Genomic DNA, 8,953 nt, shown 5'->3' with positions numbered 1-8,953 from the left:
CCCAGTCCAATACCGGGAATCGATCGCCGCTTAAGATAGCGTCTTTTTTTAGTGTCTACTTGACGGGGCTATGACCACAGACAGCCAGGCTTATTACTTTTTTCCGCCCAAAAACGGCGTGCTTATTTCCAGTTAACGAAATCGGACATTTGCGCGAAAGCGTCTGCCAAAGCGTGCAGGCTTTCTCCGGTCTGGTAAGCGAAAAGCGGCAAACCTACCACAAACAACAAAGCTTCTCCGATGTACTTGGCGATCATATGATCTACCTCCTTTTGGATTTTGTTCAAACAGCCAGATCCAAAAGGGAGCGGTATGTATCCTTGTCGCCATTCGCATGCCGCGCGCGCCGGAGCATGCGGAAGCGCAGCGGTTGCCTTGCTGCCATCGGATAAGTCTCAACCAGGCAAGGATTGATGGAAGGTCGATAGGTGTCACTGGAACTCCAACGAAACGCCTGTATTTGCGGGCGATGACAACGTCTGAGACAAAAAGCAGACGTAAAGCAGCCCACAAAAAGGGCGAGCAAGGCGAAGAAATCCTCCAGCGAAAGCAGCAACAGCATATCTTCCATGGCGATTCCCCTCCTTTCGTACCCATCATTCTACTCTTGTTCACATCATCAGGCAATACGTAAAAGAAGGGAGATTGCTTCTGGTCACAATCGCTGCACTATTTGAGTTGGCCGATAGACAGGTTGACGCGGTAGTTGCCAAAGGGCAGGAGATCGTCCAAAAAGCGGTTTAAGGCGGTGTGGTCCGCGACGTTGATTTTCAGCGTGTAGCAGCCTTCCCCGCTAATGCGATGAGCTTCGATGACTTCGCTGCGGCTTGCGACGAAGCGGGCAAAGCGCGAATGGTCGGTCGTCTTCATGAACATCGTGACCATCGCGGTGAGCGAAGGAGTCAGCTTTGCCTCGTCGACGATGGTCGTGTAGCCGATAATGACGCCTTGCTCCTCCAGTCTTCTGATCCGGTTGCCGACGGCTTGCCCGCTCAGATGGACCTGCTCGCCGATGTCTTTCCACAAAAGACGGCTGTTTTGACGCAGCAAAGCCAGAATGGCATGGTCGGTTTGGTCGAGCATGAAAATCTCCTTTCGCGGTGAAAGTGAGGCGCCGGATTTGTTTCGCGGCTACCTGCGTGCGTCTTTTACAATAAAAGCAAGTTACCACGATTATACGCCTGCGATTGGAGGAAAGAGAAGACATGCACATCCAACTTGTTCGACATGCTACGCTCAAAGTGACCTACGGCGGCCGCACGTTTTTGATCGACCCGATGTTCAGCGCGGCGGGGGAGCTGTCTGCTGTGCCAAATACGCCGCATCAGCGAGCGAATCCGCTGGTGGAGCTGCCTTTTTCCACGGAAGAAGTGCTGGATGGTGTGGAGGCGGTTTTGGTGACGCATACGCACAGAGATCATCTGGACGAAAAAGCACTCCGCTTGCTGCCCGCCGACCTGCCTGTTTTTTGCCAGCCGCCGGATGCGGACATGCTGCACCAGGAGGGCTTTTCCCATGTAAACGCGATCGAAGGCGAGCAGGAATGGCAAGGGATTCGCCTCTACCGCACAGGCGGAAGGCACGGGACAGGCGAGATCGGGAAACAGATGGGGCCAGTGTCCGGCTTTGTGTTGCAGGCACCTGGCGAGCCGACGCTGTACGTGGCAGGGGATACGGTCTGGTGCGCCGAGGTGGAGGAGGCCATCGGGCGGTTTGCTCCCGAAGTGATTGTCGTGTTTGCCGGAGCGGCCCGGTTTTTGACGGGCGATCCGATCACCATGACGGGGGAGGACATCGCTCTTGTAGCGGCCGCCGCACCGGACAGCCACCTGTTCGTTGCGCACATGGAGACGTGGAATCACTGCCTGTTGTCACGCGCCGAGCTGCATAAGTTTTTGGCGAAAAGAAAGCTTCAGGACCGCGTGCGGATACCCGCAGATGGAGAGAGAATCGCCTACCCTGCTCCCCGGTAAAATCCCGACGGAAAAAGACAGATACAGCAGCTTCGCGAACGGGCGGAGCTGCTTTTTTTCGTACGGTCCTTTTTCGGGCTTGTCCAGCATTTGACAAATCGAATCTCATGTAATAAACTGTTTTTACGTAAATGATTAATGTCATGAGGTGTTGTTGTGGCGCACGAACAACTGGATACGTATATCGTCGAGACGCCGGAGCAGGCGATGGCGCTGCTGAATCCGCTCCGGGCGGAGATTTTGAGCCGACTGGTGGAGCCTGCTTCGGCGGCGGAAGTGGCGCGGGCAATCAATGAGATTCCGCAGCGCGTCAATTATCACTTGAAGGCGCTGGAAAAAGTCGGGCTGGTCAGACGGGTGGGCAGTCGGCAGGTTCGCAATCTGGTCGAGGTGCTGTATTTGGCGATTGCCCGGACTTACGTGCTCTCCGAAGGGCTGAACTGGGCAAACGACACGGTGCAGCAGATGAAGGACCAGGGGGCTTTGTCGCATTTGATCCATACGGCGGAGCGGATCAAGCGCGATGCCCTGTTCTTGCTGGAGCGCTCGGATCAGGAAAAAGAAATTCCGAGTGCCACACTCGATACCAGCATTCGCCTCGCCAGCGCGGAGGAGCGGAGCGCTTTTGTCGAGGAATACGTGCAGTTGGTGAATCAGTTGGTCAAAAAGTATCAGACAGCAGCGCAGGGGCAGGAGACGTATCAGGTCATTCTCGCGGTTTATCCAAAAGAAGGAGGCGATCAGTCATGAAGGCTGAAGCCAAAGCAGCAGGCCAACCAAGGCCAGTCGTCGTGTGGGAAAGTCGGACCGAATCAAAGCGGGGCAATGTCATTGCGCTGCCTGCGAGAGACGGCGGCAGTGACGCTGTCGACAGGGAAGCCGCTGTGACCGCGTGGACAGTGGGGCCAAGCGACAACCCGGCTATCGTCACGCAAGTCTCCTCCGGGTTTGGCAAAAGCAAGGCGGCTGTTGCGACGCCACAGGCCAACAGCATGAGGCTGGCAGCGTAATCCATTCCATCCGTGAACAAATAATAAAGGAGGGTTTTGCATGAATCTGATTCCGGTAGTGGTGGAGCAGACGAGTTATGGAGAGCGTTCGTACGATATTTACTCCCGTTTGCTGAAAGACCGCATCATTTTTCTGGGCAGCGCCATTGACGACCAGGTTGCGAATGCGGTGGTGGCCCAACTGCTGTTTCTTGCGGCGGAAGACCCGAAAAAAGACATCCATCTGTACATCAACTCGCCTGGCGGCTCGGTGACAGCGGGAATGGCGATCATCGACACGATGCAGTTCGTCGCCCCGGACGTGTCCACAATTTGCACGGGAATGGCGGCCTCCATGGGCGCGATGCTGCTGGTAGCGGGAGCGCCGGGCAAACGCTACGCCCTGCCAAACGCGGAAGTCATGATTCATCAGCCGTGGGGCGGCAGCCAGGGGCAGGCGAGCGACATCAAGATCGCCGCAGAGCGAATCCTCAAGCATCGCAGCATGCTCTACTCGATTATCTCGGAGCGTACAGGCAAGCCAGTCGAGAAAATCGAAAAAGATGCCGACCGCGACTACTTCATGTCGGCAGCCGAAGCGCTTGAATACGGCTTGATTGATAAAGTAATCGAAAAGCTGTAGCCGATAAAAAGATCATATGCTTGCAACGCATCCACGGACTGCTCCGCGGGTGCTTTTTCTTTTTGGCAAGCAATGGTGCATGAATTTTCCGACTAGTTTAGGACCGATGGCGACGGGGAAAGAAAAAGGGTGGCAGCCGAGTATTTTCGACATAAATTTGTTTATTTCGACAGAAAGAGGCGCTCTGATGAAGATTAGAACGAAATTTATTCTCGCTTTTGGCGTGATTTTGGCCATCATGTTTAGCTCAGGTACATATATGTATATTCATACGAAAACATTGAAAGCTGCTTATGAAGAAATGCTCGATGACGGGGACCTTTTGACCGACTTGCGGGAGATGCAGTTTACGATCACGGGCCGAAACAATGACGAGCGCGGGTATTTGCTCACCGGAGACGAGGAATTTCGCGAGGAACTGAAGGAAAAGGCGGGCAAAGTGGAAGCCTTGTTCCAAAAAATGAACGAGTATGAGGACATTACCGCCAAGCAAAAAGAGACGCTGCAAAAAGCGCAGCAGCTATACGAGGCATATTTGGCGGCGAGCAACAAAGCGGTAGAAGCGCTTGACCAAGGCAAGCGGGAAGAGGCGCTGAGCCATCATTTCGGCATCGAGCGCCAATCGCGGAAGACGCTCGACTCGACGGTGAGCGGACTGATGGAGGACGTGCGCCAGGAAAAAGAGGCGGACACGCAGGAGCTGGCAGCGCAGGAAGCTGTGTCTGTGAACATTCAGATTGCGTTTAGTGTCGCGGGCTTTCTCATCGCTTTCGTAATCGGGGGACTGCTGGTTCGGGCGATCATTCGTCCGCTGAACCGGGTGAATGCCCAGCTTGCGGCCATAGCGGACGGAGAAGGTGACCTGACCCATGAGCTTACGGTATCATCCAACGATGAGATCGGACAGTTAGCTGCGTCGTTCAATCGGATGCTGGCGAATCTGCGCCAGCTCGTTTCGCTCATTCGCGGGCACGCCCAGCAGGTAGCGGCGGCGGCAGAGCAGTTGACGGCCAGCTCGGAGCAGACGAGCAAAGCGACCGAGCAGATCGCAGAAACGATTCAGGAAATGGCAGCAGGTGCGGACACACAGTCGCATCAAGTAGAAGAGGGCGACAAGGAAGTGCAGGAAATGGCTGCGGGCATCGAGCGTATTGCCGCCCGCGCCCAAAACGTTTCCGCTGCCGCGATGAACGCCTCAGAGCTGGCTACTGGCGGAACCCGGACGGTTCAGCTTGCGGTGGAGCAGATGAATGGCGTAGGCGAGACTATGGAGCAGCTTGCGCATGCAGTCAGCGGACTGGGAAGCCGTTCCGAGCAAATCGGGCAAATTGTCGAGGTCATCACGCAAATCGCTGGTCAGACGAACCTGCTGGCGCTCAATGCCGCGATCGAGGCGGCACGGGCGGGTGAGCAGGGCAGAGGCTTTGCGGTTGTCGCCGATGAAGTGCGAAAGCTGGCCGAGCAGGCTTCCGCGTCCGCTCAGGAGATCACGCAACTGGTTACGGCCATACGCGCAGAGACGCTCGAAGCAGTCTCGTCCATGCAAAAAGGCTCGCAAGAAGTGGCGGCCGGGATGGAGGGCGTAGCGCAGGCAGGCGAAGTCTTTTCGCACATTCGCGATGCCGTTGTCGGCGTGGCAAACGACGTGGAAAATGTCTCGGCCGCTTCCCGCGCCCTGACCGAGAGCACAGGAAAAGTCGCGTCGTCGATGGAACTGATCGCCTCCGTCACGCAAACGGCCGTGACACGGACGCTGGATGTGTCCGCCGCCACCGAACAGCAGTTGGCCTCCATGCAGGAAATCCACTCTTCGGCGGCCTCGCTGGCCAATCTCGCAGAGGATTTGGAGAAGTTAATCAGCCGTTTCAAGGCGTGAGGATAAGGGAGTAGCTGGAAAGCGGAAAAGCCACTTGCAGGCGTGAACAACCTGCGGGTGGCTTTTTTGACGGGCAAGACGACGAGGGAGCCGGGACAGCGGAGAGAGTCGGGTAAGCTGAGGGGGCGGGGCAAGCTGATAGAGTTGGGCCAGCGGAGAGGGCCGAGCCAGCCAAGAAAGCCGGAAAGCACCCCCACCCCCCTGAGCCTCGCTGCCCGCAATCATGCCAGCCGCCACAGGGCGAGCTTGCGATAGAGCAAAAAAATCAGCCCATTGCCGACGGCTGCGGCGAGAAATACCGCCCACGGGCCGAACGATACCGTCATGAAGCCGGAGCCGTAGATGGAAAAGACGATGCCCAGCTTGAAGATGGAGCCGGTAATGCCGCTGATCCGCCCGATCAAATGGGCCGGGGTAGTCTCCTGGCGAAACGTCCAGATGCACACATTTTCAACGGTAGAAACCAGCCCGGTGAGAAACAGCGACAGACAGAGCAACCACGTACTGCTGGCAAAAACCATGAGCAGGTAGGAGAAGCCGAGCAACAAAATCGTCGTGCCCATCAACTGCCCAATCGGAAAGCGCCGCCGCAGGGAGGCTACCGCCGAGCTGCCAACAAGGCCGCCGAGACCGGCCGCGGACAGAACCAGCCCGAGCGTAGACGTGTCCAGCCGCAACTGGTCTTTGGCAAAGAAAATAATCATCGCGTCGTACATGCCGGAAGTCGCGTTGAGAAAAATGACGAGCAGGCTGATGCGCCACAGCGCCTGATTGCGCAAAAGCTCGATCCAGCCGGCCTTCAGCTCCTGCCAGAAGCCTGTTTTTGGCGCCGGGGGCGTATCGGTCTTTTCCAGAAACGAGATGGCGACAAAAGCCAGCAAATAGGCGAAGCCTGTAATCAACAAACCCGCGTGCAGGCTGGCGAGCAGCAGGATAAAGCCCGTGAGCGCCGGACCCATGATCTCGATGAACGTAGTCATGAAGGAAAAGCGGGCGTTTGCCGAGGTGAGCAGCGGTGTGGGGACAACCTGCTTGAGCATGCTGACCCGGGCATTTTGAAAGCCGTAGTGCAGGGCCATCAGCAAAAATCCGGCCACGTAGTAGTGCATGATCTGGGCCTGCCCCGCCGCTGACAAGCCGTACAGCAAAAACAGCAGCACCATTTGCCCGAACACCATCCATTGCGACCAGCGCTTTTTGGAAAAGCGGTCGACCCATACGCCAATGAACATGGCGAGCAGCAAATTGGGCAAAAACTCGATGCTTTTCATCGTCGTCATCGCCACGGGTGACTGGGTCATGTCGTACAAAATAAGCGGCAAGGCGAGTTCGTACACTTTGCTGCCGCAAGCGAGCAAAGTCGAGGTGCAAAACAGGACGAGAAACGGCCGGTTGCGCCAGAGCGAGGCGCTCTGCGGCGATTGCGGATTGGCCTTCGGTTTTGTTTGGCTGACCAGCATGGACATCATAACCCCCCTCTTTGTACTCCATTGTAGTTGGAAAAAGGGGAAGAAAAAGGGTAGAGTAATAAGAGAACAAGTTCCCCTTTTAACGAAAAGAGTGAGCGGACGATGCAGATTGTTTATCATTACTTGCGCTTGCGCCAGCATTTTGCCGACAGGCCGGAGGGCGAGGCGCTGGAGATTACGTTGAGCGAGTTGGCCGAGATTTTTTGCTGTACGGTTCGCAATGTCAAAAACATTTTGAAGCAATTCTCGGAGCAAGGCTGGATTGAGTGGATGCCGGGCCGGGGGCGCGGGCGAGGATCGCGGCTCGTCTTCGTGCGCAGTGCGGAGCAGATCGTCATCCCGCTCGCCAAGGCGCATATCCAGCACGGCGACCTGGAGCGGGCCATGCAGCTTCTCCATGAGTCGGAGCTGTCTGCAAGGGGCAGGGAACGCTTTTTCGACTGGCTCTCCGGTCAGTTTGGCTTTCGCAGTCAAACAGTGGAAACGCGCACATTGGACACGCTGCGCATGGCCTTTTACCGGACAATTCCTTTTCTCGACCCGGCGTTTGTCAACCGACGGACCGAATCGCACATGGTCAGGCAAATTTTCGATACGCTCATTCGGTACGACGAGAAGCAAAACACGTACAAGCCGCACCTGGCCCATTACTGGGAGACGAATGAGGACGGGACGAGCTGGACGTTTTATTTGCGAAAAGGCGTGTCTTTCCATCACGGGCGCGAGCTTACGGCTCATGATGTGATCTGGACGCTGGAGCGGGTAGCTGACCCAAAGACGAAATCGCCGTATTGGTGGATGCTGCAGGATGTCGTGCGCATGACTGCGCTGCGGGACACCGTACTGCAAATCGAGCTGCGCCGCCCAAACTGTTTGCTGCCCGCCTATTTGGCCTCGGATCGGCTGTCCATCGTTCCTTGGGACGTGGTGCAGCAAAAAGGGGAAGAGTACAGCCGTCTGCCAGTCGGGAGCGGGCCTTTTCACCTGGTGGAAAACGACGAGCAGATGTTTGTGCTGGAGGCATTTCCGACTTATTTTCTCGGGAGGGCCCATTTGGATCGGGTGGAAATCTGGGTGGTGCCGCCATTCGACAAGCGCAGCGAAAAATTTTTCGCCACAGCGAAAGAGGTGCACTTCCAGACAGCGTGGAGCATGCCGAAGCCGCTGGGCAGATGGCAGGAGCTGAAGCAGGTAGAGCGGGGAGCGACTTATCTCGCCTTTAACCTGAATCGGCAAGGACCGCAGCAAATTCCCGCTTTCCGCCAGGCGCTCGATCGCATCCTTTCGCGCAAGCAAATGATCGCGGAAATCGTTACGGGCGTGCCTTCAGCTTTTTCCCCGAGGTCGCCGGAGTGGAGCCAGCGTTAGCCGAGCAGAGCTGCGAGAAAAAACGGACTGCCGTCATGCAAAGCGGCTACCGCGGAGAGTGCTTGAAGCTGTTTACATACGAAGGAGCGGGAAACGAAAACAACGCGGAGTGGGTACAGCGGCATTTGGCGGAATGCGGCGTGGATGTAGAGGTGACTGTCGTGCCGATCGAGGAGTTGAAAAAGCCGGACGTGTTGCGGCAAGCCGATCTCGTTTTGGCGGGCGAAGTTTTTGATGAACAGTGGATTTTGGGCATGGTCGAGTTTTTCCGTTCGGATATCAGCTTTGTGCGTCAACTGTGGAGTCCGGCCTTGCGCGAGCAAATCGACCGCGAGCTGGAGCAGTTGATGGAGGAGCAGTCCGGGGAGTGCCAGCAAAGGAGGCTGCGCGATATCGAGCAGTTGCTCGAACAGCAATCGGCTCTCTTGTACCTGTACCATACGCGGCAGCATTCGGTCTACAACTCGGCGCTTGCCGGAGTCTCGCTGAATGCGCTCGGACAGGCCAACTACAAAGACATCTGGTTCAAACAGGAGCATGCTGCCGGTACAGATTGACGGAACACGCATGCGCGCGGGCATAAAAAAGAGGAGGTGTATTGGCTAGTTCCTCCTGCTTCTATTATAACATAAAGC

11 protein-coding genes are annotated in these 8,953 nt (G+C 56.3%); 7 read left to right on the top strand and 4 right to left on the bottom strand.

The window, feature by feature from the left end; all coding sequences use genetic code 11:
• Positions 1–122 precede the first annotated feature (122 nt).
• The 3 genes from AC3WQH_RS19395 to AC3WQH_RS19385 all read right to left on the bottom strand — a co-directional run bounded on the left by AC3WQH_RS19395 (position 123) and on the right by AC3WQH_RS19385 (position 1,083).
• Entirely contained in the window at positions 123–257 is a 135-nt protein-coding gene (locus AC3WQH_RS19395; RefSeq protein WP_005833986.1) for a hypothetical protein, read from the bottom strand.
• Between the two features lie 26 nt (positions 258–283).
• Positions 284–571 (bottom strand): hypothetical protein, encoded by a 288-nt coding sequence (locus AC3WQH_RS19390; RefSeq protein WP_007780905.1) that lies wholly within the window; start codon positions 569–571, stop codon positions 284–286.
• A 98-nt stretch (positions 572–669) separates the two neighbouring features.
• Complete coding sequence (locus tag AC3WQH_RS19385; RefSeq protein ID WP_026558294.1) at positions 670–1,083, bottom strand: Lrp/AsnC family transcriptional regulator; 414 nt, start codon at positions 1,081–1,083, stop codon at positions 670–672.
• Positions 1,084–1,205: 122 nt separating this feature from the next.
• On the opposite strand from AC3WQH_RS19385, the gene AC3WQH_RS19380 reads away from it, so the two are divergent.
• The 5 genes from AC3WQH_RS19380 to AC3WQH_RS19360 all read left to right on the top strand — a co-directional run bounded on the left by AC3WQH_RS19380 (position 1,206) and on the right by AC3WQH_RS19360 (position 5,481).
• Entirely contained in the window at positions 1,206–1,973 is a 768-nt protein-coding gene (locus AC3WQH_RS19380; RefSeq protein ID WP_492332210.1) for an MBL fold metallo-hydrolase, read from the top strand.
• A gap of 156 nt (positions 1,974–2,129) precedes the next feature.
• On the top strand, positions 2,130–2,723 hold the full coding sequence (locus AC3WQH_RS19375; RefSeq protein WP_197187082.1) for a helix-turn-helix domain-containing protein: 594 nt from the start codon (positions 2,130–2,132) through the stop codon (positions 2,721–2,723).
• Positions 2,720–2,983, top strand: a complete 264-nt coding sequence (locus AC3WQH_RS19370; RefSeq protein ID WP_026558292.1) for a hypothetical protein — start codon at positions 2,720–2,722, stop codon at positions 2,981–2,983. Before AC3WQH_RS19375 ends, AC3WQH_RS19370 begins: the two co-directional genes overlap by 4 nt.
• A 40-nt stretch (positions 2,984–3,023) precedes the next feature.
• The gene (clpP, locus tag AC3WQH_RS19365) at positions 3,024–3,605 is read left to right on the top strand and encodes an ATP-dependent Clp endopeptidase proteolytic subunit ClpP (protein WP_025845767.1); all 582 of its coding nucleotides are present in this window, start codon (positions 3,024–3,026) and stop codon (positions 3,603–3,605) included.
• 187 nt (positions 3,606–3,792) lie between these two features.
• On the top strand, positions 3,793–5,481 hold the full coding sequence (locus AC3WQH_RS19360; protein ID WP_429776663.1) for a methyl-accepting chemotaxis protein: 1,689 nt from the start codon (positions 3,793–3,795) through the stop codon (positions 5,479–5,481).
• Positions 5,482–5,702: 221 nt separating this feature from the next.
• On the opposite strand, the gene AC3WQH_RS19355 is transcribed toward AC3WQH_RS19360, so the two are convergent.
• The gene (locus AC3WQH_RS19355) at positions 5,703–6,950 is read right to left on the bottom strand and encodes an MFS transporter (protein WP_448792478.1); all 1,248 of its coding nucleotides are present in this window, start codon (positions 6,948–6,950) and stop codon (positions 5,703–5,705) included.
• Between the two features lie 102 nt (positions 6,951–7,052).
• Between AC3WQH_RS19355 and AC3WQH_RS19350 the strand changes: the two genes are divergently transcribed.
• Together AC3WQH_RS19350 and AC3WQH_RS19345 are read left to right on the top strand one after the other, a co-directional pair.
• A complete protein-coding gene (locus AC3WQH_RS19350; protein WP_492332209.1) occupies positions 7,053–8,318 on the top strand; it encodes an ABC transporter substrate-binding protein in 1,266 nt (421 codons plus the stop codon).
• Entirely contained in the window at positions 8,303–8,875 is a 573-nt protein-coding gene (locus AC3WQH_RS19345) for a periplasmic substrate-binding domain-containing protein (protein WP_327953338.1), read from the top strand. Before AC3WQH_RS19350 ends, AC3WQH_RS19345 begins: the two co-directional genes overlap by 16 nt.
• Positions 8,876–8,953: the final 78 nt, after the last annotated feature.

Source organism: Brevibacillus sp. FW301-21C12A (assembly GCF_058788915.1).
Note: the sequence above shows the minus strand (reverse complement) of the source record. Positions and strands in the feature narration are given on the sequence as shown.